The following is a 24,571-nucleotide window of genomic DNA, read 5'->3' on the forward strand; positions in this document are numbered from 1 at the left end:
CAAATGCCTCGCGTCATAACTTGTCAAGCGGCATCGGCGAGATTCGCCGTCCGTGAATTCTCGTGGGAGGAACCGAGCCCTATGAACCTGCCGATCGAAACGCCCGCCGTGCTCGTCGATCTCGACATTGCCCGCCGCAACGTCCGTGCCTTCCAGGCCTATGCCGATCGCCACGGCATCCGCGTGCGTCCGCACATCAAGACGCACAAGCTGCCGCAGATGGCCGAATTGCAGCTCGAGACAGGGGCGATCGGCATAACCTGCCAGAAGGTGTCCGAGGCGGAGGCCATGGTTGACGGCAGCGCGCGGATCAAGGACGTGCTGATCACCTACAACATCCTCGGCGAAGCAAAGCTCGCGCGCCTGGCGCGGCTGAATGAGCGGGTCACCCTCAGCGTCGTGGCGGACAACGCGGCTGTCATCGACGGATTAGCGGAATATTTTTCTGGCGCGCGGAAGCCGCTAGCCGTGCTTGTCGAGTGCAATACGGGCGCCGATCGCTGCGGAGTCGCGACCCCAGACGAGGCGGCAGCCCTCGCCCGGCGCATTGCCGAGGCACCCGGATTGCGGTTCGGCGGTTTGATGACCTATCCGCCCGTCGGCGGCGCGGCACGGGTGCAGTCCTTCATGAGCGAGGCAAGGCGGCTGATCGAGGCGGATGGGTTGCAGGTCCCCATCGTCACATCCGGCGGCACGCCGAGCATGATGCAAGCGGCCGAGGCGCCGGTTGCGACCGAATACCGCCCGGGCACCTATATCTACAACGATCGCTCCCTCGTCGCCCGCGGCGTCGCGACTTGGGATGACTGCGCGCTCACCGTGCTTGCGACGGTCGTCTCCGTCCCGGCGCCCCACCGGGCGATCATCGATGCCGGCAGCAAGGTATTGACCTCCGATCTCCTCGGCTTGGCGGGCTATGGCCATGTGCTCGGCCGCGACGACATCCACATCGACCAGCTTTCCGAAGAACATGGCCGGCTTGTTTCGGACGGGCCTATCGGTTTGAAGGTCGGCGAACAGCTTCGCGTCGTTCCGAACCACGCCTGCGTGGTGACCAACATGGTCGATGCGATCCATATCATCGAAGCCGGCGAGCCGAAGACCGAGTGGAGTGTCGTCGCGCGCGGTCGCGTCCTTTAACGACTCCACCATCTTCCGAGGATCGAGGCGCGCGTGAGTCGCCAAGGCGACGATCGGCGAGCCACTCTCGTTCCACCGCATTCGCAAGATGCGGCAAATACAGTTATATTAGCGCGGCCCCAAGAATGGGCTATTCTCCCGCCGTCTCGATCGGGGCTTGAGTCCCGCCGCGGGCAAGGAATTTCGGGAAATGCTTGAACAAGGATACGACATTTCCCGAATCCGCTCGCCGGCGTCATATGTTTGCGTTGAGATAGTCGATTAAATTGATAGTTTTATCTGGCAAAGGATGGAGGTCGACATGAGTTCGAAGAAACTTGCCGGAATAGTGAAACTAGCATTTTTGGTCGGAAGCCTGCAGCTCGGCTCGATTGGCCTTGCTGCCGCAGATACCACACTTCTGAACGTGTCCTATGATCCGACACGGGAACTCTACAAGGACTTCAACGCTGCCTTTGCGGAAAAATGGAAGACGGACACGGGTGAAACCGTCACCATCCAGACCTCGCATGGCGGCTCGGGCAAGCAGGCCCGATCGGTGATCGACGGCCTCGAAGCCGACGTGGTGACGCTGGCGCTTGAGGCCGATATCGACGCGATCGCCAAGGCGACCGGCAAGATCCCGGCCGACTGGAAGGCCCGCCTCGAAAACAACAGCTCTCCTTATACCTCGACGATCGTCTTCCTCGTTCGCAAGGGCAACCCGAAGGGCGTCAAGGACTGGGGTGATCTGACCAAGGAAGGCATCCAGGTCATCACACCGAACCCGAAGACCTCGGGCGGCGCCCGCTGGAACTTCCTCGCCGCCTGGGCTTGGGCGCGCGCTGCCAACAACGGCGACGATGCCAAGGCACAGGAATATGTGACGCAACTCTTCAAGCACGTTCCGGTCCTCGATACCGGTGCGCGCGGCGCAACCACCACCTTCGTCCAGCGCGGCCTCGGCGACGTTCTGCTCGCCTGGGAGAACGAAGCCTATCTCTCGCTCGAGGAACTCGGCCCCGACAATTTCGAGATCGTCACGCCGTCGATTTCGATCAAGGCCGAGCCGCCGGTGGCGCTTGTCGACGGCAATGTCGATACGAAGGGCACCCGCAAGGTGGCCGAAGCCTACCTCAATTATCTCTACAGCGATGCCGGCCAGAAGCTCGCGGCCAAGCACTACTACCGGCCGTTCAAGCCGGAGCTTGCCGACCCGAAGGACACGGCCCGCTTCGCCGATCTCAAACTGGTCACTATTGACGAATTCGGCGGTTGGAAGGAAGCTCAGCCGAAGTTCTTCGCCGATGGTGGGGTTTTCGACCAGATCTACAAGCCGGGACAATAACAACATATGGCCCTTCGCAGCAGCACGCGATGGCGGTTTCGGCAGCCGAGCGTCATTCCGGGTTTCGGATTGGCGCTCGGCGTCACACTGACATGGCTTACCCTCATCGTTCTCATTCCGCTCTCCGGCCTGATCTGGCGCTCAAGCGGCCTCGGCTGGTCCAATTTCATGGCCCTGGTCCTTGACGAGCGCACAGTCAACGCCTTGACGATCAGCTTCGGCACGGCCTTCATCGCCGCAGTGGTCAACCTGTTCTTCGGCGTCGTCCTCGCCTGGGTGCTGGTGCGTTATCGCTTCCCGGGCAAGCGGGTGATCGACGCCATGGTCGATCTGCCCTTCGCGCTGCCGACGGCGGTGGCCGGCATTGCCTTGACGGCGCTCTATGCGCCGAACGGCTGGATCGGCTCGCTTCTCGAACCGCTCGGCATCAAGATCGCCTTCACGCCGGCCGGCATCGTCGTGGCGCTCGTCTTCGTCGGACTGCCCTTCGTCGTGCGCACGGTTCAGCCGGTCATGGAGGAAATCGACAAGGAAGTCGAAGAGGCGGCCGCGACGCTAGGTGCCAGCCGGTTTCAGACGATCAGCCGGGTCCTGCTGCCGGGTCTCCTTCCGGCCGGGCTGACCGGCTTCGCGCTCGCCTTTGCCCGCGGCGTCGGCGAATACGGTTCGGTGATCTTCATCGCCGGCAATCTGCCTTATGTCTCGGAGATTGCCCCGCTGCTCATCATTATCCGCCTGGAGGAATTCAATTACCCCGCTGCGACCGCAATCGCCACGGTGATGCTGTTCCTCTCCTTCATCATGCTGCTCGTCATCAACTCGATCCAGGCCTGGAGCAGACGGAGATACAGCAATGGCGCTTGACACCAGCCCGGCGCCGTCGGCGTCATCCAAACTTGTGAAAGCGGCCACCTCGGAAACGCGGATCGCGCGCCTGACACTGATCATGGTCGCGCTTGGTTTCGTTGCCCTCTTCCTGCTCCTGCCGCTCGCGACGGTCTTTATCGAAGCGTTTCGGAAGGGACCGGCCGAGTTCGCGACGGCACTTCGCGATCCCGAGACCTTTTCCGCCATCCGGCTGACGCTGATCGTCGCTGCGATCTCCGTGCCGCTGAACCTGGTTTTCGGGGTAGCGGCCGCCTGGGCCATCGCCAAGTTCGAGTTCAAGGGCAAGGCGTTCCTGACGACCCTGATTGACCTGCCTTTCTCCGTGTCTCCCGTGATCTCGGGCCTGGTCTTCGTCCTGATCTTCGGCGCCAACAGCGCGCTTGGCCCCTTCCTGCAGAAGTACGGAATTCACATTCTCTTCGCCGTGCCGGGCCTGGTGCTTGCCACCGTCTTCGTGACCTTTCCTTTCGTCGCCCGCGAACTGATCCCGCTGATGCAGGAGCAGGGGACGAGCGACGAGGAGGCCGCGCTGTCGCTCGGGGCCACCGGCTGGCAGACCTTCTGGCATGTCACACTGCCGAACATCAAATGGGGCCTGCTCTACGGGGTGCTGCTCTGCAACGCCCGGGCCATGGGCGAGTTCGGCGCCGTGTCCGTCGTTTCCGGTCATATTCGCGGCCAAACGAACACCATGCCCTTGCAGGTCGAAATCCTCTATAATGAGTACAATTTCGTCGCCGCATTCGCGGTGGCGGCAGTCCTTGCGCTTTTGGCGCTGGTGACGCTCGTCCTGAAGACGGCGCTTGAACTTCGTTACAGCGACGAGATCGCTGCCAGCCGCAGGCATTGAAAGGTCCAGACATCCATGGAAGTCCGCGTCCAGAACATACGCAAGGAATTCGGCCGCTTTCCGGCGCTCGACGACGTCTCGCTCGACATCCGGTCCGGCGAGTTGATCGCGCTGCTGGGCCCCTCCGGGTCGGGCAAGACGACGCTGCTCCGGCTCATCGCCGGGCTCGAAAGCCCGACCGACGGGACGATCTTCTTCGGTGCCGAGGACGCTTCGAGGAAGAGTGTGCAGCAGCGAAACATCGGTTTCGTCTTCCAGCACTATGCGCTGTTCCGGCACATGACCGTGCTTGACAACGTGTCCTTCGGCTTGAAGGTGCGGCCATCCAGCCGGCGGCCGCCGGCCGCCGAGATCCGCCGCCGGGCCCTCGATCTGCTTGAACTGGTGCAGCTCTCGGGGCTCGAAAAGCGATATCCCGCCCAGCTTTCCGGCGGCCAGCGCCAGCGCGTCGCGCTCGCGCGCGCCATGGCGGTCGAGCCCAACGTGCTGCTGCTCGACGAGCCCTTCGGCGCGCTCGACGCGCAGGTGCGCAAGGAACTGCGCAAGTGGCTGAGGGAGATCCACGACCGCACCGGCCACACGACGGTTTTCGTCACCCACGACCAGGAGGAGGCGCTCGAGCTTGCCGACCGCGTCGTGGTGATGAGCAAAGGCGCGATCGAGCAGGTCGGCACGCCCGACGAAATCTACGACCATCCGGTCTCCCCCTTCGTCTACGGCTTCATCGGCCAGTCGAACTGCATCGACGTCACGCTTTCGAGCGGTGAGATCTGGTTCGAGGACCGGCCGATCGGCCTGCGTGCGGCGAGCGAGCCGGACGGGGCGGCAACCCTCTATTTCCGTCCCCACGACATCGAGCTGATCGACGGCTGCGGCGGCTGTCTCGCCGGCCTCGTCACGGCGAGCCGGCGCGTCGCGGGAACGCGGCACCTGGAGCTCGATCTCGGCAAGGCCCATCCCCCGGTCGAGATCGAACTGCCGCCGGAGCGCGCCTCCTCGACGGACCACACCCGTATCGCCTTCCGGCCGACCAAATGGAAGCTTTTCCGCAAGGAAGGCGACGTCGCAGTCGCTCCGCGACAGGTGGAAGCACCGGCGACCGAACTGGTCCGCACCGGCACCTGAACGGGAGCCGGCGTGCCGCGTCCTCACCACGCGGCACGCCTATCGCATCTGGATCTAAATCGGGGCGGGGCGAGAACTGAAAGGGTGCCGCGAACCCCCTTCGCCCCTGCTTGGGTGCGATGAGGCCGGCAGGCCGGTTGAGGGGCGGCTGGACAACAGTTTCACTCACCTCCGATCCAGGAGGCGGGTGATTTCGGCAGCCGGCCCTCGGGATCGATGACGTCGAGGCGCGGTTCGCCGGAACCGTTCCAACGCCAGAGCGCGACGCAGGTGCCGCCGGGCGACATGAAGGACGGATAGATCACGCCGTGAAATCCGCGCCTCAGAAGGTCGGCCTGCAGCCTGTGCGTCTGCGGCACGGTATCCTTGTCGAGCGCGTCGCGCCATTCGCAGCGATGGATCGCCTCATCGAGCTCAAGTTCCGCAAGCACGCCTGCGTCTGTCAGATTGGCGAGCTGCGCGCTGCGAAGCTTGAGCTGCACGATCAGCGCCGGATGCTGCACGAAGCCCTGATTATATTCCGCCCAGGCGGTAGAAAGTTCGCGCGCGGCATAGATCGTCGGCGTGCCGACCGGGTTCCATCGGCCGCCGAAGCGGGCAGCGCCCTCGCCGGAAAGCGGCATATGTGCCCAGCGCGGCACGAAGGCGCGCCAGAGCGTCATCGGCTCGGAGCGTGCGGGCGGAGAGCCGCTCACGCTTTTCCTCAACCCGCTCTCAAGCGTAGACGCCGGCGCGGATGGCCTCGAGATAGGCGAGAACCTTGTCGGCCTTGCCTTCGCCGACCAGATCGTATGCGGTCTTGCCGGCCCAGCCGGGGATCGGCTGATGCTTGAACCAGATGACGGCGCGAGCTTCGTCGCCGGCCATTTCGGACGCCATGGCGAGGATGCGGACGACCTTGCTCAAGGCGCTGTCGACCTTTCGCGCGCCGGACTTTGCCGTCAGCGTGTTGCGCGCGACGCCAATCAGCTTGGCAAGTTCGGCGAGCGTGACGCCGAGCCTGTCGGCGACGAGACGCGCCGACAGGAATCGGGAATGATCATCTCCGAAGCGCGCCGCTGGAATTTGGAAATCGACAGCCATCATGACAAAACTCGATCCTGGTTTGACCAGTGCATTATTAAACTATGATCAGTCTCTGCTCAATTCAAGCTTATTTCGAGTTGGTCAAGGAGGTTAGCTCCGCCAGGAAGGTTCCCGGCGCTCGAAGAAGGCGGCGACCCCTTCTCGCGCTTCGTCCGTCTCCCACGCGTCGGCGAGTTGCTCGATCGTCGCGGCTATGACGGCATCGGTGATCGGGCTCCCGAGCGACCGCGCAAGCCGCTTGGCGCGACCGACCGCCCCCGGGGCCGCCGCCAGATAGGAGGCGACTTCTGCTTCGACGGCGGCATCCAGCGTGGCGACGTTGACAACCATCGACACCAGTCCGGCGGTTTTCGCTTCCTCGGCCCCGAAAATTCGTGCCGACATGAACAGAGGCCGAACCCTTGCCTCACCAAGCCGGGCGATGACATAGGGGCTGATGGTGGCCGGGATCAGCCCGAGGCGGGTTTCCGTCAGTCCGAACTTCGCACCGTGCTCGGCGACAACGGCATCGCATACGCTGATCAGGCCAACGCCGCCGCCGAAGGCGTTGCCATGGACGCGCGCCACCAGCGGTTTCGGCATCTCGTTCAACGCCTTGAACATCATCGCCAGCCGCGTCGCCTCGGCGATCCGCGTCGGTCTGTCTGCCGTGAACTGCTGCCGCATCCACGCCAGATCGCCCCCCGCACAGAAGCTCTTTCCTTCCGCCTCGAGAATGACTGCCCGCACGGACGCATCAGCTCCAAGCCGGGCCGCCACGTCGGTCAGTTCGCTGATCATCAGGGCAGAGAGGGCATTGTGCTTCTCCGGACGCGTGAGCGTCAGTCGGACAATGCCACGTTCATCGCTGTCGGAGCGGATGGTCTGATAGATCATGCCGCCCTCCTCAAGGATCGCGCGAAGGCTGCGGCCCTTTCGAGCTTTTCCGGATCGAGTCCTGTTGAAAAACCTCTCTTCTGCAGGAAAGCGTTCACCGCGACCGTGTCGACATTCCCCGCCGCACCCGGTGCATAGGGACAACCGCCCAGACCCCCGGCGGAGGCGTCGAACACTCTGAGGCCACGCTCCAGGGACACCGCTATATTCTCGAGCGCGCGACCGGAAGTATCGTGGAAGTGCCCTGCGAGCTTCGTTGCGGCAACCTCGCCGAGCGCGGCTTCCAGCATGGCGTCGACGGCCTCCGGCGTGCCGCGCCCGATCGTGTCGCCGAGGCTGATCTCGTAGCAGCCGAGATCGGAAAGCAGCCGCGCCACGCGGGCGGCAGCTTCCGGCCCGATCGCGCCCTCATAGGGGCATTCGACGACGCAGCTCACATAGCCGCGCAGCGGAATGCGGTGATGGCGGCTCGCCTCGGCCACCGGTCGGAACCGTTCTATGCTCTCGGCGATCGAACAGTTGATGTTTTTCTGGGAGAAGCTTTCTGACGCGGAAGCGAAGATCGCCGCCTCGTCGGCGCCGGAGGCAAGCGCTGCCTCGAAGCCGCGCATATTCGGGGTCAGCGCCGAATAGCGCGTTCCCTGGCGTCTCGCAATTCCCGCCATCACCGCCGGAGCATCGGCCATCTGCGGCACCCAGCGAGGACTGACGAAGCTCGTCACCTCGATCCGCTCGTAGCCGCAGTCGGAAAGAAGGTCGACAAGCCTGATCTTGTCGCCCGTATCGACGAGCCTCGCCTCGTTCTGAAGACCATCCCGAGGCGCCACCTCGACGATGGTGACACGTTCGCCTTGCTGCGGCGTCATTCCGCGGCCTCCTCATGAAGCTTGACGAGCACCGTGCCTTCGGCGACCTGCACGCCCTCGGCCACGTGCACGCTTGCGACCTTGCCTTGCCGTGTGGCGGAGAGCGTCAGCTCCATTTTCATCGCTTCCATGACAACGAGCGGCTGACCCTTGGAGACTTCCTCGCCGGCGCCGACACGCACCAGCTTGATCAGGCCCGGCATCGGCGCGACGAGTTCGTCATCGGCGATCTCGCCGCTGTGCCCGCCCGACAGGGAATCCGGCAGGTGGAAGACCACGTTGCGGCCGTGAAGGAACAAGGTCAATGTCTCGCCGTCCCGGATGAAGCGGAGCATCCGCTTCTGGCCGGCGACTTCGAGCCGAGCGCCGTCTTCGAACCGCCCGAGCACCAGGACCGGCAGGGTGCTCGACCCGGCATGCACCGCGAACTGATCGCGGCCGCGCGCCTTCAGGGTCGCCGCCGAGCGGCCTCCTTCATGTTCGACCGTGATCGTACGTTGCGAGTCGCCCCAGATCTGCCAATAGCCGAGGGATGTCCACGGATCGACCGCGGCGACGGGGTCGAGAACGCCGGTTGCAACGATTGCCGCCAAAGCGAGCGCTTCATCGTCCGGCGCCAGCGGCGCCGTCAGCCGCTCGATTTCCCGGTCGATCAGCCCCGTGTCCGGCATGCCCGAACGGAAATCGTGCTCTTCCGTCAGGCGAATGAGGAAATCGAGATTCGTGACCGTTCCGCCGATGCGGCATCCCTTGAGCGCCGCCTGCAATTGACCAAGGGCCGCCGACCGGTTGGGTCCATGCACGATCAGCTTGGCAATCAAGGGATCGTAGTACGGCGTGACCATGTCGCCCTGCCGCACCCCGGAATCGATCCGCACGTTACCATCCGGAAAGTGCAAGTGATTCAATCGGCCGATTGCGGGCAAGAAACCCTTGGCGGGATCCTCCGCATAGATCCGTGCCTCGAACGACCAGCCGTCGATGCTGATGTCGGCCTGCTTTTTCGGCAGCGGCTCACCGGCGGCGACACGAAGCTGCCACTCGACGAGGTCGAAGCCGGTGATCGCCTCGGTGACCGGGTGCTCCACCTGCAGCCTGGTGTTCATCTCCATGAAAAAGAACCGATCCGGCCAGAGCCCGTTCGTGACGTCTGCGATGAACTCGACCGTCCCGGCGCCGACATAGCCGATCGCCCGCGCCGCCCGCACCGCCGCATCGCCCATGGCGCGGCGCACCTCGGCGGTCATGCCCGGGGCCGGCGCCTCCTCGATCACCTTCTGGTGCCGGCGCTGCAGCGAGCAGTCGCGCTCGAAGAGATGAACGATATTGCCGTGCCGGTCGCCGAAGACCTGAACCTCGATGTGGCGCGGCCTGGTCATGTACCTTTCGATCAGCACCGATCCGTCGCCGAAAGCGGCCTCGGCCTCCCGCCGGGCGGCTTCCAGCGCCGAGGGGAAATCCTCCGGCCGATCGACGCGACGCATGCCCTTCCCGCCGCCGCCTGCGCGGGCCTTGATCAGCACCGGATAACCGATCTCAGCCGCCTGTCCGTCGAGAAAGGCCGCGTCCTGCACCTCACCGTGATAGCCCGGCACGACCGGCACGCCAGCGCGTTCCATCAGCGCCTTGGCGGCGTCCTTCAGCCCCATGGCGCGGATCGCATCCGGAGAGGGTCCGACGAACGTCATGCCTGCCGCCTCGACAGCGGCCGCGAAGTCGGCATTCTCCGACAGGAAGCCGTAGCCCGGATGAATGGCGTCTGCCCCGACGCTTCTGGCCGCCCCGATGACGCGCTCTATCGACAGATAGCTCTCGGAGGCCGCTGCCGGCCCGATCCTCACCGCTTCGTCGGCAAGCGCCACATGAAGCGCGTCATCGTCGACGTCGGAATAGACGGCCACGGTGCGGATGCCGAGCCGGCGGGCGGTCCGCATGACACGGCAGGCAATTTCACCACGATTGGCTATCAGGAGCTTCGAAAACATGCGCCTCTCTTCCGCTTTACTGCGCCGCCACCACCTCGACTTCGAGGAGCCAGGCAGCATCGAAGACGCCGGCGATCACCACCGTCATCGCCGGCGCCAGCGAACCCAGATAGTCGTTGCGGATTTCGCGGTTCGCCACGAGATGGTGCCTGTCGGCAAGATAGGTCGTAACCTTGACGATGTCGGCCTTGGACATGCCGGCGGCCTTCAGCTGTGCGTCGATGTTCAGCCAGACCTGGCGGGCCTGCGCCTCGAAGCCCTCCGGCACGACATCGTCCGATGTCATCGGGATCTGGCCGCTGACGAACAGCAGGCGCCGGAAGTTCTCGATGCTGACGGCCTGCGAATAACCGCCGCGCGGCTGCGGCGCGCTCATGGCGTTGATATTGTCGCGTTTCATCCCCAGCCTCTCCCCCCTACATCCTGAACAACCCGAAGCGCGTGTCCTCGACCGGCGCGTTCAGCGCTGCCGACAGCGACAGCGCCAGCACCTCCCGGCTCTTGCGCGGATCGACGACACCATCGTCCCATAGCCGCGCCGAGGCATAGAGCGGGTGGCTCTGGCGCTCGAAGAGGTCGAGAACCGGCTGACGGAAGCGGGCCTCCTCTTCTTCATTCCACGGGGTGCCGGCGCGCCTCAGCGCCTCGCCGCGCACCGTCGAGAGTACGCCCGCCGCCTGTTCGCCGCCCATCACCGAGATGCGGCTGTTCGGCCAGGTCCAGAGGAAGCGCGGCGAGAACGCCCGTCCGCACATGCCGTAATTGCCGGCCCCGAACGAGCCGCCGACCAGCATGGTGACCTTCGGAACCTTGACCGTTGCGACCGCCGTCACCAGCTTGGCCCCGTGCTTGGCGATGCCCTCGGTCTCGTATTTGCGCCCGACCATGAAGCCGGTGATATTCTGCAGGAAGACGAGCGGGATCCTGCGTTGCGCGCAGAGCTCCACGAAATGGGCGCCCTTCAGCGCCGACTCCGAGAACAGCACGCCGTTGTTGGCAACGATTCCGACCGGGATGCCGTGGACATGGGCGAAGCCGCAGACGAGCGTCGTGCCGAAGCGCGCCTTGAACTCGTCGAATCGAGAGCCGTCGGCGATCCGGGCGATCACCTCGCGAATTTCATAGGGCGTCTTCAGGTCGCCGGGCACGATGCCGGCGATCTCGTCCGGATCGTAGAGCGGCGGTTCCGGCTCGCGGAGCTCCACGGACTGCGGCTTCTCCCGGTTGAGCGCGCCGACGGCGCGACGGGCAAGCGCCAGCGCATGTGCGTCGTCGCGCGCCAGGTGATCGGCGACGCCGGAAAGCCGTGTATGCACGTCGGCGCCGCCGAGGTCCTCGGCCGACACCACCTCCCCGGTCGCCGCCCTGACCAGCGGCGGGCCGGCCAGAAATATCGTCCCCTGGCCCTCGACGATGATCGTCTCGTCGGACATCGCCGGCACATAGGCGCCGCCGGCGGTGCAGGAGCCCATCACCACGGCGATCTGCGGAATGCCGGCCGCGGACATGTTGGCCTGATTGTAGAAGATGCGGCCGAAGTGGTCGCGATCCGGGAAGACCTCGTCCTGGTTCGGCAGGTTCGCGCCGCCGGAATCGACCAGATAGACGCAGGGAAGCCGATTCTCGGCGGCGATCTCCTGCGCCCTCAGATGCTTCTTCACCGTGATCGGGTAGTAGGTGCCCCCCTTCACGGTCGGGTCGTTGCAGACGACCATGCATTCGCGGCCGGAAATCCGCCCGATGCCGGCAATCAGCCCGGCGCCGGGCGCGTCGCCGTTGTACATCCCATGCGCCGCCGTCGCGGCAATCTCGAGAAATGGCGTGCCCGGATCGACGAGGCCGGCAACCCGGTCGCGCGGCAGGAGCTTGCCGCGGCTGACATGGCGCTCGCGCGCGGTTTCGCCCCCGCCGCCGACCGCCAGCCGCACCGCTTCCTCTATCGTCGAGATCGCTTCCCCCATGGCGGCACGGTTTGCCTTGAACACATCCGAGGATGGCGAGATGTGCGATCGCAATATTGTCATTGTCCCCCAGCCCTGCCCTTCCTCATTCCGTCCCCCGCTATTTCGTCTCGGCAAAGAGTTCGCGCCCGATCAGCATGCGGCGGATCTCGCTCGTGCCGGCGCCGATCTCGTAGAGCTTGGCGTCGCGCAGCAGCCGGCCGGCCGGATAGTCATTGGTATAGCCGTTGCCGCCGAGCGCCTGGATCGCTTCGAGCGCCATCATGGTGGCCTTCTCGGCCGCGTAGAGAATGCAGCCGGCAGCGTCCTTGCGCGCCGTCTCGCCGCGGTCGCAGGCCGACGCCACCGCATAGACATAGGCGCGCGCCGCATTCATCGTCACGTACATGTCGGCAAGTTTTCCCTGCATCAACTGGAATTCGCCGATCGGCTGGCCGAACTGCTTACGTTCATGGAGATAGGGGAGGACGACATCGAGGCAAGCCGCCATGATGCCGAGCGGGCCGGCGGAAAGCACGACGCGCTCGTAATCGAGGCCCGACATCAGCACCTTGACGCCCTCGCCGACCTTGCCGAGCACGTTCTCTTCCGGCACCTCGCAGTCCCGGAAGATGAGCTCGCACGTGTTCGAGCCACGCATGCCGAGCTTGTCGAGTTTCTGGCCGGTCGAGAAGCCGGGGAAGGTCCTTTCGACCAGGAAGGCGGTAATACCGCGCGGCCCGGCCGCAGGGTCGGTCTTGGCATAGACGACAAGCACATCGGCATCGGGGCCGTTGGTGATCCACATCTTGTTGCCGTTCAAGACGTAGCGGTCGCCGCGCTTGTCTGCCTTGAGCTTCATCGACACGACGTCCGAGCCGGCCCCCGGCTCCGACATGGCGAGCGCTCCGACATGTTCGCCCGAGATCAGCTTCGGAAGATATTTCGCCTTCTGCGCCGGGTTGCCGTTGCGGTTGATCTGGTTGACACAGAGGTTGGAATGAGCGCCGTAGCTCAAGCCCACCGAAGCGGAAGCGCGGCTGATCTCCTCCATGGCCACACAATGGGCGAGATAGCCGAGACCGGCGCCGCCATAGGCCTCGTCGGCAGTGATGCCGAGCAGGCCGAGTTCGCCCATCTCCCGCCAGAGCGGCGCCGGGAAGGCATTGCTGCGGTCCGTTTCGTCCGCCAGCGGCGCGATCCGCTCGGACGCGAAGCGGCGCACGCTGTCCCGCAATGCATCGATCTCCTCGCCAAGGGCGAAGTTCAAACCACCTTCGAACATCCCATTCTCCTCCCAGCGCCCGCTGACGATCTCCTCATCATCGGCTGTCGCCCATGTTACCGCTCTGCGGTCCTCTCACGAACGATAACATCGCCGCCGGCTAATTTCCTTCCAAAGAGCCGGGCGGCCAAGCATGAATTGCAAAGGAGCCGGCGCGAAAGCGGCGCAATGATGCTTTGATGGCGTAAGGCGTATACCGCTGGGACGAGTGGCCGGCGCGGCCACTGCTTCATCGGGGACAAAGATACGAAGTTATTCCGCGGCTTGCCTCGAATTTCTCACATTCAACATTCCATATAGGGTATGCCGAAGCGCACCGACAAAGCAGGCATAGCCTTCCTCGTGCTTATCTGTATCCTCGTCGCTCTCGTGGTCAGTCTTCTCGCACTGGATCCGGGAGTGGAGGAGGCCCCACCCCTCAGACCGGCAATTGTTCCGGACAACTAGATTGGTTCACGCCGACCACCCGGTTGCCGGCGATCGGCGGCGGCCCTTGCCTACTTTCTCGGATTATGGCCCCATCACAGTCTGCGTGTGGCAACAATTGGTGGCCTCCAATGTCTGATGCAAAACCGGAAATTACAGATCAGGTCCTGGCCGATCTGATCAGTGACCAGATCGAGCAGCGTCATGCAACCGAACTCCGAGCAATTCTCTCAACCGGTAATGAGATCACCATGCACGGAAAGTTCACCGTCGGCCGGGACTTCATCATTTATCGAACGACGAAGGATAATAGCGGCAAGTGGGCGATGACACCCTTCTCTCATATCGTGCAGTTGATAATCTGATACCGAGGCCGCGACGGAAGATTCACGCCTTGCTGCGCGGGCGGGCAACATCGTTCACCCCATCCGCATCCGGCGCCTGGCCGTAGCTCATGCGGCGCATCTGGGCGATGACGCGCTCCATCTCGTCGTCGGGCAGGATCGGCGGTTCGCCAAGGGTGAGAGCCTGGACATAGATCCTCGACAGCGTCTCGACCTCGATCGCGAGCCAGAGCGCCGATTCGAGCGTCTTGCCGAGCGAGATCTGGCCGTGCTGGCCAAGCAGACAGGCGGTGCGGTCCTTGAGCGCGACGAGCGCGTTGTCGGAGAGCGCCTGCGTTCCGAAGGTGGCGTATTCGGCGCAGCGGATCGTCGTGCCGCCGGCAATGCCCGTCATGTAGTGGAAGCTCGGAATGGTCTTGTGGTGGCAGGCAAGCGTCGTCGCATAGATCGAGTGGCAATGCAGCACGACGTCGATATCGGTGCGTGCGCGCAGGATATCGCGATGGAACCGCCATTCCGACGACGGCCGATGGCCGGCGTAGGTCCCGTCGAAATCCATCTCGACCAGATCTTCCGGTTGCATCGTGTCATAGGGCATCGAAGAGGGCGTGATCAGGAATCCATCACCGGCCCGGACCGAAAGATTGCCGGCCGTGCCCTGGTTGATGCCGCTCGAGTTCATCCGCCGGCAGATGTCCACCATCTCGCGCCGGAGCGCCAGCTTGTCGGTCGTCGCGGTTTCAGTCATGAAAGCTTCCTTTCGTGTGTTCGAATTCGTCTTGCCTGCCCGGCGCGGCGCGGGCAAGGCTGCGCCAATCGGCGGCGTAGCCGCGAAGTTCGGTCTTCAGCGCCGTGAGATCGGCCGGCTCGCCAAGGGAAAGCAGTGCCGGGCGGCGGCGCGTTTCCTCGCCGGCGAGCAGCGCCGCACCGGCCGCGACGCCGTAGGCATCGAGGTTGACGCGCACCTGCCGATCAGGAAGCACTGCCGCCACCAACTGCGCGTAAAGGGGATCGCGCAAGAAACTGCCATCCAAGACCACGAGGCTGTCGTCGCCGAGCGCCTCAAGGCACTCGATCGTCAGCAGCGCGCAATAGAGGATGGCCAAGGCCTTGCGCTCCATCGGCGTCTCGGCCGATCGGCCAAGAATACGACCTCTGCCGGCGCTTCCGGGGAACAGTCCGTCGTCGTCCCCGAAGGAAGGAGTGGCGAATACGCGTTCGCTGATGAGGCGGCCTAGAATATCAACCGGAACGTCCGCTGCCGGAGCGTCCTTGCCGGCAATGTGGGAGAACTCCCGTCCGCCCATCGTCAGGATGCCGCCGAGCGGCTTGCCGAACACATCGCTGTTCAAGGTCATGCCGCGGTGCTCGTCGAGCCGCTCGATCGGTGTCGAACCGGAAAAGCCGACGATCCAGGTTCCCGTCGAGATCACCGTGAAGTCCCGCAGGCCTGCGGCATGATAGCGATAATGATTGAGGCTGCTGTCATGGCCGCCCGTCAACACAGACAGACCATTCGGCAACCCGAAGCGCTTGACAAGTTCGGGCCGGACAGGCCCAAGCGCATGCCAGGCCTTGGCGAAGGGCGGCATCAGGTGCTCCCAGCCGCGGGCGCTGACGATCGGCGCCCAGCGCCCTTCCGCGACGTTCCAGAGATGCGACTGGGCGCCGAGAAAGCTCGCTTCCGAAGCTGCGACGCCGGAAAGCCGCCAGGCCCAATATTGCGGCAGGCCGAGATACCAGCGAGCCTTGGCAAAGGCGCCTGGCTCGCGCTGTGCCATCCAATAGAGCTGGCGGGCCTGATGCGTCGCGCCATGCATCGTGGCACTGCCGCGGTCGAGAAAGGTACCGGCGAACGGCGCATAGGCCTCGCGGATGTCGTCCGGCAGCGGCTGCTCGTAGTCGATCATCGGCAGCACGGCACCATCGCCGGCATCCGGGTCGGCGCCGGTCAGCACACCGCCGGAGCCGTGCCCCGCCGTCACCAGGGCGGCGAGATCGTAGCGCCGCGACAGAGCCGCGAGAGTATCGAAAACCCACTCACCCAAGCTCTGGAGATCGTGATGACGCCAGGGCGGACCCGGCCGAACAGGGTTGGGAACGCTGAGCGTCTCGACGATCGTGCCGTCCGCCGCGGCGGCGCTGAGCTTGACATTGGTCTTGCCGACGTCGAGGACGGCGATCATCGCCGCGTCCTTCCCTCGATCGCTCACCACCGCCTCCACCTCCTGTTCCTTCGAGGGCCGCGCGCGGCCAGACCGAGCCTGCCCGCCGTTCTGGCTCATCAGATCAGGCCATATTGCCTGGCCTTGTTGCGCAGGAAAGGCAGGCCGTTGCCCATCACTTCCTCCTCGTCCTTCGCGACCGGACGCCAGACGGCAAGGCCGTAGGCCACTTCCGGCGGCATATTGATGAAGCTTTCCATGGCAAGCCCGCCCTTGAAGCCGATCGCCGCGAGCGTCGCGAAAATCTCATCCCAGTCACAGGTGCCATATCCGGGCGTGCCGCGGTCGCTCTCCGACAGATGGATATATTTCAGGTGCTCTCGGGCATCGAGGATGCCGTTGGCGACGCCCTTCTCCTCGATGTTCATGTGGTAGGTGTCGAGGTGCACGAAGATGTTGTCGGCGCCGACCCGCTCGATCATTTGCACCGCCTGCCAGCCGGTATTGATCAGGTGGTTCTCATAGCGGTTGACGGCTTCGACGCCGAGTTCGATGCCGCGCGACCTGGCGTGCTTGGCGGCTGCCGTCAGCACGCGGGCGATATTGTCGTATTCCGCTTCGGTCGGCGGCACGCCGGTCCGCTCGCCGATACCGCCATAGATCACGCCGGAAAGCGCCTCGCCGCCGAGATCGGCAGTCTTGTCGATCGCCACCTTCAGGTGGTCGATCGCCGCGTCCGGGCGCACCGATGCCCAGGCGCGCTCGGGCAGGCCCAGCGAGCAGAGCGCGCGCAGCCGGTGTTTCTCGAGCAGCGCACGGGTGTGTTCCGTGTCGACGGCCGGCGGATTGAGCATCGGGATCTCGATGAAATCGACCTTATATTTGATCGCGGCCGCGACGGCCCGCTCGGCACCCGGCCGATCCCAGTTCATGGTCCACATGCTCGTATGGACGCCAAAACCCTGCATGGTCATGATCCTCTTCTGACGATTGAAATCTTGATCCTGGAAGCGACCCATCGAAGGATCATCACGCCGACGAGCAGGATGCCCCAGACGGCGGTTGCAAGATGCTGGTTGGCTCCGATGAGATTGAGCCCGGACGAGAGAAGCTGCAGCACGACCAGCGCCACGAAGACCGGGATGACCCGGCCGAAGCCGCCGAACGGATTGACGCCGCCGAGGAAGCAGGCAAGCACGGTGATCAGCAGGTAGGACTCACCGTGGCCGATGCGCACCGAATTGAACCGTGCCAGCATGATGATGCCGGCGATGGCGCACATGACGCCGGAGAGCGTGTAGACGAGCACGATCGCCTTGCGCGTATTGATGCCGGAATAGCGGGTCGCCTCGAGGTTCGAGCCGATCATATAGGTGTTGAAGCCCAGCTTGGTGCGGCCGAGCAGCACGTGCCAGCCGAGCACGCAGGCGATGAAGACGATGAGCGGCACGGGGATACCGGCGATCGAGCCATGGCCGATCGGCCCCATGAAGGCGGGGAAGCCGGAAATATCGCCGCCGCGCGTCAAAAACTCGCCGAGCCCACGCAGAAAGATCATCATCGAGAGCGACACGAGGATCGGATGGGCGCGGGTAAAGGCGATCACCAGCCCCATCACGACGCCGCTCGCCGCGCCGACCATCAGCGCCAGCAGGCAGCCGGCGATGAAGATACCGATGCCGGCGTCGACGCCGCCATTTTCCCTGAGGACCCAGGCGACCGTCAGCCCGGCGATGTTCGCCGTAAAGGTGATCGCCAGATTGAGGCCGCCGGTAAGGATAGGCAGCAGCATGGCTAGCGTCAGCAGGCCGAGTTCCGGAAGCTGGAAGGCGACGGAACCGAAGGTCGCGGCACTCAGGAACTGCGGCGAGGCAATGCCGAAGACGAGGACGACGGCGACGAAGGCGAGGCCGGGACCGGCCATCTCGGGTCCCAGGGCGGTTTTGACGCGTTCGAGGATCGAGATCATCGTCCCGCCCCCCGTCCGACGAAAGGCAGCAGACGCTCTATCCGGGTGTTGGAAAGCGTGATGGCGACGAGGATGATGGCGCCGACGATCATCTTGAAGGCGAAGGGGGAGACGCCCATCAGGTTGAGGCCGTTCTGGGTAATCGAGATCAACAGCACGCCGAGCACGCAGCCGAGCACCGAACCCTTTCCGCCGCCGAGGCGGGCCCCGCCGAGCACGACCGCCGCAAGCACGTCGAGCTCGCGGCCGTAGAGCGCGTTCGGCACCACCTCCTGCGCATAATGCGCCTGGATGAGCCCGCCGATGCCGGCCATCAGGCCGAGCCAGCCGAAGGCGATGAACTGCATCGCGCCGATATTGATGCCGAAGCGGCGCGCCCCCTCCGGATTGTCGCCGAAGGCGTAAAGCTGCCGGCCGATCGTGGTGCGGGTGATCAGCATCCAGGTGGCGACGACGCAGATCACCATGACGAGAACCGGCAGCGTGATCTCGATCCAGGTGCCGTCCGGCATCTCCTGCTCGAAGAGAATGACGCGGTCGGTCAGCCATTCGGGCAGGTCGTAGATCGACACGCCCCTGGTGAAGAACATCAGCAGCCCGAAATAGATGTTGAAGGTGGAGATCGTCGCGACGATCGAGATGATCCGGAAGCGGTGGATCAGAAAGGCGTTGAGGCAGCCGAGCAGCACACCGAGCGAGCCGGCGATCAGGAGCCCGGAGATCCAGCCGCCTCCGCCGATCCAGCCGAGCGCGATCGCCGTACAATACTGGACGACGGAAGCGGCGACGGCAAAGGAGATGTCGATGCCGCCGGCGATCAGCACCACCAGGAGACCGACGGCGAAGATGATGTTGACGGCGCTGATGTTCAGGAGGTCGAAGGCGTTGCCGAGCGAGAAGAAGTTCGCCGTGGCGACGGAAAGCACGGTGCTGATGATGACGATCACCGCCAGCAGCGAGAACTCGGTCGCGTGAGTGCGGATCAAGCTACGCATAGACGGCGGCCTCGATCTCCTCCAGGCGCGCCTGGCGCGGGTCATAGGTGCCGACGATGCGACCCTGCGCCATATGCAGCACCCGGTCGGCATTGAAATAGACCTCCGGCACCTCGTCGGAGATCAGGATGATCGCCAGCCCGCTCTCGGCGAGCCTGGCAACGATGTCGAAGATCCCGGCGCGGGCGCCGACATCGACGCCGACGGTGGGGCAGTCGAGGATGAGGAGCTTCGGGTCGGTAGCGAGCCATTTGGCGATCGCGACGCGCTGCTGGTTGCCGCCGGAAAGCGTCGAGATCGCATCCGCCTGGCGGCCGATCCTGACGCCGAGATCGGCGATCCAGCGGGACACGAGGCTGCGCTTGCGATCCTCCGAAAGAAGCCCTCCGGAGAGAATTTTGCGCAACGAGGCGATCACCAGATTGTCGGCAATCGCCTGCGGCTGGATGAGCCCCAGCGACAGCCGGTCCTCCGAGAGATAGGCGACACCCGCCTTGATCGCGTCGCGGTTCGAGCCGAAGCGGACCTCCTTGCCCTCGATGCTGATCGCCCCCGAGGCAGGCTTCAGCATGCCGAACAGGGCGAGCGCCAGCTCGGTCCGCCCCGCCCCGAGCAGGCCGGTGATACCGACGGTTTCGCCGCGGCGGACGGTCAGAGAAATATCCTCGAATTGGCCCGGTCGCGTCAGCCCGCGAACCTCGAGCACCACCGGCTGATCGTCCCTCGGGCGGGCGCGGACGTGCTGGTCGAAGGTCTTGCCGGTCATCAGTTCCGTGATGCGCGACTGCGTCATGCCGGCGGCCGGATAGACCCCGACCAGCGCGCCGTCGCGCAGTACCGTGATGCGGCTCGAAATCTCCAGCACCTCGGCCAGGCGGTGGCTGACGAAGACGACGGCAACGCCGGAGGCTGAAAGCGTGCGGACGATCTCGAGAAGATGGTCGGTCTCCGACTGCGTCAGCGATGCCGTCGGCTCGTCCATGAAGACGAGCTTCGCCTCGCCGATAAGGGCCCGGGCGATCGCGACGATCTGGCGCTGGGCGATCGCGTATTCCTTGAGGGGGAGCTCGACGTCGAGCGTGACGCCGAGACGGGCGAGCGCGTCGATGGCGATCCGCCGCATGCGATTGTAGTCGACGAGGCGCGGCCGGCGACCGAGGACCTCGTGGAAGGCGATGTTCTCGGCGACGCTCATTTCCGGGAAAAGCGCCAGATCCTGCCAGATCACCTGGATGCCGCGGTCCTGGGCGGTGACCGGCGACATGTGCGAATAGATCTCGCCGTCATATTCGATGACCGCCCCGTCCGCGGGGCGATAGACGCCGGTGATCACCTTGATCAGCGTGCTCTTGCCGCAGCCGTTCTCGCCTGCGAGACAATGCACCTCACCCGGACGCCCCTCGAAGCTCACATTCTTCAGCGCCTTGACGCCGCCGAAGGTCATGTTGATGTTGCGAAGGGACAGAAGCGGCTTTTCGCCGACCGTCGCGCTCGTTGCCTGATGCATGAACCCTGCGCCTGTCGAAACTTCGTTTCATGAGACTTGCCAGGCCGGCCGGAGCCGGCCCAGCAGCCGGGAGAACCCGTCCGCATGTCTCCTCAAATCGACCCCGATTCGAGGACAAAGACATGCGGCAATTCTAAGTGCTACAGCGACCTTTGCGCGTCTCATTACGCGCGGCGCTGTAGGCGGGATGCACGGCGCGGCATCCCGCCAGGAACCACTATCAGAGACCCATAGCGGCGAGATCGGCGACCGTGTCCTTGTTGATGGGCACGAGCTGGTCAACGATGATGTTGCGGTTCTGGAAGTCCGGATGAACCACGCCCAGGCCTTCTATCTCGTCGCCGTCCTTGATCTCCTCGCCCTTGAGGAGCTTATCGGCCATCGTCACGAAGACTTCGCCGGCCTGCTTCGGGTTCCACATGAAGCCGCCGGAGATCGCGTCGGACTTCACCAGCTTCTGGCCCTGTCCGGGCGAGAATGGCCCGAGAACGAAGATCTGGCCCACCTTGCGGCGTTCTTCGATGGCGCGGCCGGCGCCGATCGGACCCTGGCTGCCGAAGGCCAGGAAGCCTTTTAGGTTCGGATGGGCGGAGATCAGGTCGAGGGCGGTCGAGCGGCTCTTGTCGACGTCCTCGGCAACGCCGTAGCGTTCACCGACCAAAGTCATCTCGGGGTAGTTCTTCTTGATATAGGCGATCGCAGCGTCCGCCCAGGCGTTGTGCAGCGGCACGGTCAGCGATCCGACGAAGACCGCATATTCGCCCTTGCCGCCCATCTTCTCGGCCAGAAGCTTGCCGTGCGCCTCGCCGAAACCCTGAGATGAAGCAAGCTCGAAATCCCAGTCGGCCCCTTTCTGGCTCGGCGACTCATGGGTGATCACGATGATGCCCTTTTCCTTGGCCTTGGTGAGGACCGGCTCCAGCACCTTGGCGTCATTGGGCACCACGCCGATGACTTTCACGCCCTGGGCGATCAGATCCTCGATGGCGCGGACCTGTAGTGCTGGGTCGGCGCTGGTCGGGCCGACCATGAAGGCATCGAGGCCGAGCTTCTGGCCGCGTTCCTTGATTCCGACCTCCATGGCATTGAACCACGGGATGCCGCCGATCTTCACGACGACGCCGACCTTCGGCGCTTCCTGCGCCGCGACGGAAAAGGCACCGGCGAGCGAAAGCGAAGCCGCCAGAGCGGCAGCAAGAAATGTCTTGAACATGTCTCTCCTCCACAGGTTCCCGCAACGGGAACTCTCCCGGGCGCTGACGCGCCGGCCTCCAGTTTCAATCCTCCATGACGAGAAGCGAGTTTCCCGCCGCTGACCGCCGCCTCCTCAGACGACCCAAAGACCTGCACAATCGATATTTCTTATTTGCACAATCGATGGTGCAAAGACTATCCTGCAGACTTAATCTTTCGTCAAGCGGAAATCGGCTCTAAGAGATTCGAGAGGGCTCAGATGGCGAACAGCGGCAAGAAAAAGGCGACGATCTACGATCTCTCGGTGCTCTCCGGCAGCTCGCCCTCGACGGTGAGCGCGGTGCTGAACGGCACGTGGCGCAAGCGCCGCATCAAGGAAAGCACTGCCGAGTTCATCCGCAGCCTCGCCGAGACCCACCAATATACGGCGAACCGCCAGGCACGCGGGTTGCGCAGTTCTCGCTCGGGCCTCGTCGGGCTGCTCCTGCCCGTGCATGACAACCGTTATTTCTCCTCTCTCGCCCAGACCTTCGAGGCGCATGTGCGCAGCAAGGGCCAATGCCCGATCGTCGTCAGCGCCAGCCGCGACCCGGAGGAGGAGCGCAAGACGGCCGCAACGCTGATCTCCTATTCCATCGACGAGTTGTTCATCTGCGGCGCAACGGACCCGGACGGGGTGCATGAAGTTTGCGAAGCGGCCGGGCTGAAGCACATCAATATCGACCTGCCCGGCACCAAGGTTCCGTCCGTCATCAGCGACAATTTCGAGGGCGGGCGGATCCTGACCGAGGCGATCATCCGCCATTTTCCAACCGACCGCCCGCTCGGGCCGAACGATCTCTATCTGTTCGGCGGCCGCAACGATCATGCGAGCCACGAGCGCATCCGCGGCTTCCGGGCCGTCAAAAAGGAATTGCTCGGGGGTGATCCGGACGAATGCATTCAGCCGACCGGCTACGCCGCGAACAACGCGCGAAAAGCATTCGAGGCCTTTTACGCCCGTTGCGGCAAGCTCCCCCGCGGGCTCTTCGTGAACTCGTCGATCAACTTCGAGGGCCTGTTGCGCTTCATGGCCGAGCATCCGCACGACAACTTCACAGACCTCGTCGTCGGCTGTTACGACTACGATCCCTTCGCCTCCTTCCTCCCCTTCCCCGTCATCATGATCCGGCAGGATGTCGAAGGGATGATCGCCAAGGCCTTCGAAGTGATCGAGCAACCTCGGGCGGCACCGCGAATACATCTCGTCGAGCCGGAACTCGTGCCACCGAGGACGGCACTGACGGGGCCGCTCGACGCCCTGAAGGACATCGATCTGCCGCGGGGAAAGCCTTAATTATCCCTGTACATCGCCATTGATACGCTGTATTTTTCTGTGATGGACATCACAGACAGAAAAATCGTTGGAATACTCGCCGACGACGCCCGCGCTTCGCTGACCGATATTGGCGCGGCGGTGGACCTCTCACCGTCGGCGGTCAACGAACGCATCCGCCGTCTGACGGCGAGCGGCGTCATCCGCCGCTTCACGCTTGACGTCGACCACCGGATCCTCGGCTTCGACGTGCTCGCCTTCGTCTGGATCGCCCTGGCAAACGATGCCGACGAGGGCGAGTTCCGCAGCTTCATCGCCTCCCACCCTGCGGTTGCGGAATGCCATCACGTGACCGGCGCCTGGTCCTATTGCGCCAAGGTGCGCATGCCGACGCTCGGCGATATCGAGCCCTTTCTGTCGGAACTGAAGGCGCGCCGCTATCTCGCCCGGAGCGAGACCGTCATCGCGCTTTCCACCGCCGCGGAGCGCTCCGTCACCTTGCCCGCGCCGGACGGAGGAAAGCGAGACAGAGGATGACCGCGTTGCTCTTCGCAAAAGGACTGCTCCTCGGGCTTGCCATTGCGGCACCGCTCGGTCCGATCGGCGCGCTTTGCATCAGCCGTACGCTGGAACGCGGTTTCTGGGCCGGCGTCGCAGGCGGTCTCGGGACGGCGCTTGCCGATGCAACCTACGCGATGATGGCGGCGGCCGGCTTTGCGGCGTTTGCGACGTTTCTGTCGACGCTTTCGATTCCGCTCGGCCTCGTCGGCGGTGCCTTCATGCTTTGGCTCGGCTGGCGCGGATTGAGCCCCCAGCCGGTCGCGGCGCCAGCCGAGATCGGCGCGCGTGACCTGCTGCACACGACGACCGCGACCTTCCTGCTGACGATGGCGAACCCTACGACCATCCTGACTTTCGCCGCGATCTTCGCGGGCCTCGGCCTTGCGGCCGTCGGCGATGGGGCGAGCGCGGCGATCGTCGTCGCCGGCGTCTTCCTCGGGTCGCTCGGCTGGTGGTTTCTCCTGAGCGGCGGCGTCACGCTCGCGAAGACCAGGCTGCCTGACGGTTTCGCCGCCTGGACGTCGCGGCTTTCCGGCCTGCTGCTGATCGCTTTCGGCCTCGCCGCCCTTGCCTCGGCGGCTGCCGGTCTGGCCGAGTAGTTGCCTCATTTGTCAGCTTGCTGACGCTGCCCCCGAACCCTGCCGCAAAAGCGCCATTTCAACCAGAGAATTTAGCGCGCAGTGATTGCATCCGCTCGCCTATTCGAGCAAACTTATATATAACTGAG

24 protein-coding genes are annotated in these 24,571 nt (G+C 64.3%); 9 read left to right on the forward strand and 15 right to left on the reverse strand.

Annotation, left to right across the window (positions count from 1 at the left end; translation table 11 throughout):
- Window positions 1–81: 81 nt before the first annotated feature.
- The 5 genes from AU381_RS20110 (at window position 82) to AU381_RS20130 (ending at window position 5,330) form a co-directional block, all read left to right on the forward strand.
- Window positions 82–1,140 (forward strand): D-TA family PLP-dependent enzyme, encoded by a 1,059-nt coding sequence (locus tag AU381_RS20110; RefSeq protein ID WP_064243509.1) that lies wholly within the window; start codon window positions 82–84, stop codon window positions 1,138–1,140.
- A gap of 301 nt (window positions 1,141–1,441) precedes the next feature.
- A complete protein-coding gene (locus AU381_RS20115; protein WP_064244151.1) occupies window positions 1,442–2,467 on the forward strand; it encodes a sulfate ABC transporter substrate-binding protein in 1,026 nt (341 codons plus the stop codon).
- Between the two features lie 6 nt (window positions 2,468–2,473).
- Window positions 2,474–3,331: a sulfate ABC transporter permease subunit CysT gene (gene cysT, locus AU381_RS20120; protein ID WP_064243510.1), complete on the forward strand. Its 858-nt coding sequence runs from the start codon at window positions 2,474–2,476 to the stop codon at window positions 3,329–3,331.
- Window positions 3,321–4,205 (forward strand): sulfate ABC transporter permease subunit CysW, encoded by an 885-nt coding sequence (cysW, locus tag AU381_RS20125; protein ID WP_064243511.1) that lies wholly within the window; start codon window positions 3,321–3,323, stop codon window positions 4,203–4,205. The genes cysT and cysW overlap by 11 nt, the downstream gene beginning before the upstream one ends.
- Window positions 4,206–4,220: 15 nt before the next feature.
- Window positions 4,221–5,330 carry a sulfate/molybdate ABC transporter ATP-binding protein gene (locus AU381_RS20130; protein ID WP_064243512.1) on the forward strand — a complete coding sequence of 370 codons (1,110 nt, stop codon included), beginning with the start codon at window positions 4,221–4,223 and terminating at the stop codon, window positions 5,328–5,330.
- Between the two features lie 161 nt (window positions 5,331–5,491).
- On the opposite strand, the gene AU381_RS20135 is transcribed toward AU381_RS20130, so the two are convergent.
- The 8 genes from AU381_RS20135 to AU381_RS20170 all read right to left on the reverse strand — a co-directional run bounded on the left by AU381_RS20135 (window position 5,492) and on the right by AU381_RS20170 (window position 13,368).
- Entirely contained in the window at window positions 5,492–5,992 is a 501-nt protein-coding gene (locus tag AU381_RS20135) for an RES family NAD+ phosphorylase (RefSeq protein ID WP_082910308.1), read from the reverse strand.
- Window positions 5,993–6,044: 52 nt separating this feature from the next.
- Entirely contained in the window at window positions 6,045–6,416 is a 372-nt protein-coding gene (locus tag AU381_RS20140) for an antitoxin Xre/MbcA/ParS toxin-binding domain-containing protein (protein ID WP_064243514.1), read from the reverse strand.
- 90 nt (window positions 6,417–6,506) lie between these two features.
- A complete protein-coding gene (locus tag AU381_RS20145) occupies window positions 6,507–7,292 on the reverse strand; it encodes a crotonase/enoyl-CoA hydratase family protein (RefSeq protein WP_064243515.1) in 786 nt (261 codons plus the stop codon).
- Complete coding sequence (locus AU381_RS20150) at window positions 7,289–8,158, reverse strand: hydroxymethylglutaryl-CoA lyase (protein ID WP_064243516.1); 870 nt, start codon at window positions 8,156–8,158, stop codon at window positions 7,289–7,291. The genes AU381_RS20145 and AU381_RS20150 overlap by 4 nt, the downstream gene beginning before the upstream one ends.
- Window positions 8,155–10,143 carry an acetyl/propionyl/methylcrotonyl-CoA carboxylase subunit alpha gene (locus AU381_RS20155; RefSeq protein ID WP_064243517.1) on the reverse strand — a complete coding sequence of 663 codons (1,989 nt, stop codon included), beginning with the start codon at window positions 10,141–10,143 and terminating at the stop codon, window positions 8,155–8,157. Before AU381_RS20155 ends, AU381_RS20150 begins: the two co-directional genes overlap by 4 nt.
- Before the next feature lie 16 nt (window positions 10,144–10,159).
- Window positions 10,160–10,543 carry a RidA family protein gene (locus AU381_RS20160; protein ID WP_064243518.1) on the reverse strand — a complete coding sequence of 128 codons (384 nt, stop codon included), beginning with the start codon at window positions 10,541–10,543 and terminating at the stop codon, window positions 10,160–10,162.
- A gap of 16 nt (window positions 10,544–10,559) precedes the next feature.
- Window positions 10,560–12,167 (reverse strand): carboxyl transferase domain-containing protein, encoded by a 1,608-nt coding sequence (locus AU381_RS20165; RefSeq protein ID WP_064243519.1) that lies wholly within the window; start codon window positions 12,165–12,167, stop codon window positions 10,560–10,562.
- 37 nt (window positions 12,168–12,204) lie between these two features.
- Window positions 12,205–13,368: an isovaleryl-CoA dehydrogenase gene (locus AU381_RS20170; RefSeq protein ID WP_064243520.1), complete on the reverse strand. Its 1,164-nt coding sequence runs from the start codon at window positions 13,366–13,368 to the stop codon at window positions 12,205–12,207.
- A gap of 557 nt (window positions 13,369–13,925) precedes the next feature.
- Between AU381_RS20170 and AU381_RS20175 the strand changes: the two genes are divergently transcribed.
- Complete coding sequence (locus AU381_RS20175; protein ID WP_064243521.1) at window positions 13,926–14,159, forward strand: hypothetical protein; 234 nt, start codon at window positions 13,926–13,928, stop codon at window positions 14,157–14,159.
- Between the two features lie 22 nt (window positions 14,160–14,181).
- Here AU381_RS20175 and AU381_RS20180 read toward each other — a convergent pair whose 3' ends face one another.
- From AU381_RS20180 to AU381_RS20210, 7 genes are all read right to left on the reverse strand, one after another.
- On the reverse strand, window positions 14,182–14,886 hold the full coding sequence (locus tag AU381_RS20180; RefSeq protein WP_064243522.1) for a class II aldolase/adducin family protein: 705 nt from the start codon (window positions 14,884–14,886) through the stop codon (window positions 14,182–14,184).
- Complete coding sequence (locus tag AU381_RS20185; RefSeq protein WP_064244152.1) at window positions 14,879–16,324, reverse strand: FGGY-family carbohydrate kinase; 1,446 nt, start codon at window positions 16,322–16,324, stop codon at window positions 14,879–14,881. Before AU381_RS20185 ends, AU381_RS20180 begins: the two co-directional genes overlap by 8 nt.
- A 98-nt stretch (window positions 16,325–16,422) precedes the next feature.
- Complete coding sequence (locus AU381_RS20190; protein WP_064243523.1) at window positions 16,423–17,271, reverse strand: sugar phosphate isomerase/epimerase family protein; 849 nt, start codon at window positions 17,269–17,271, stop codon at window positions 16,423–16,425.
- Window positions 17,272–17,273: 2 nt separating this feature from the next.
- On the reverse strand, window positions 17,274–18,272 hold the full coding sequence (locus AU381_RS20195; protein ID WP_064243524.1) for an ABC transporter permease: 999 nt from the start codon (window positions 18,270–18,272) through the stop codon (window positions 17,274–17,276).
- Complete coding sequence (locus AU381_RS20200) at window positions 18,269–19,267, reverse strand: ABC transporter permease (RefSeq protein WP_064243525.1); 999 nt, start codon at window positions 19,265–19,267, stop codon at window positions 18,269–18,271. Before AU381_RS20200 ends, AU381_RS20195 begins: the two co-directional genes overlap by 4 nt.
- Window positions 19,260–20,774, reverse strand: a complete 1,515-nt coding sequence (locus tag AU381_RS20205) for a sugar ABC transporter ATP-binding protein (protein WP_064243526.1) — start codon at window positions 20,772–20,774, stop codon at window positions 19,260–19,262. Before AU381_RS20205 ends, AU381_RS20200 begins: the two co-directional genes overlap by 8 nt.
- Before the next feature lie 220 nt (window positions 20,775–20,994).
- Entirely contained in the window at window positions 20,995–21,987 is a 993-nt protein-coding gene (locus AU381_RS20210) for an autoinducer 2 ABC transporter substrate-binding protein (protein ID WP_064243527.1), read from the reverse strand.
- 240 nt (window positions 21,988–22,227) lie between these two features.
- Between AU381_RS20210 and AU381_RS20215 the strand changes: the two genes are divergently transcribed.
- From AU381_RS20215 to AU381_RS20225, 3 genes are read left to right on the forward strand one after another with little or no spacing between them, the layout of a single operon-like run.
- Complete coding sequence (locus AU381_RS20215; RefSeq protein ID WP_064243528.1) at window positions 22,228–23,304, forward strand: LacI family DNA-binding transcriptional regulator; 1,077 nt, start codon at window positions 22,228–22,230, stop codon at window positions 23,302–23,304.
- 42 nt (window positions 23,305–23,346) lie between these two features.
- Window positions 23,347–23,820 carry an Lrp/AsnC family transcriptional regulator gene (locus tag AU381_RS20220; RefSeq protein ID WP_064243529.1) on the forward strand — a complete coding sequence of 158 codons (474 nt, stop codon included), beginning with the start codon at window positions 23,347–23,349 and terminating at the stop codon, window positions 23,818–23,820.
- Window positions 23,817–24,443, forward strand: a complete 627-nt coding sequence (locus AU381_RS20225; protein WP_064243530.1) for a LysE family translocator — start codon at window positions 23,817–23,819, stop codon at window positions 24,441–24,443. The genes AU381_RS20220 and AU381_RS20225 overlap by 4 nt, the downstream gene beginning before the upstream one ends.
- The last annotated feature ends 128 nt before the right edge of the window (window positions 24,444–24,571 follow it).

It is taken from the genome of Sinorhizobium glycinis, assembly GCF_001651865.1.
In the GTDB taxonomy this organism is placed as follows: domain Bacteria; phylum Pseudomonadota; class Alphaproteobacteria; order Rhizobiales; family Rhizobiaceae; genus Sinorhizobium; species Sinorhizobium glycinis.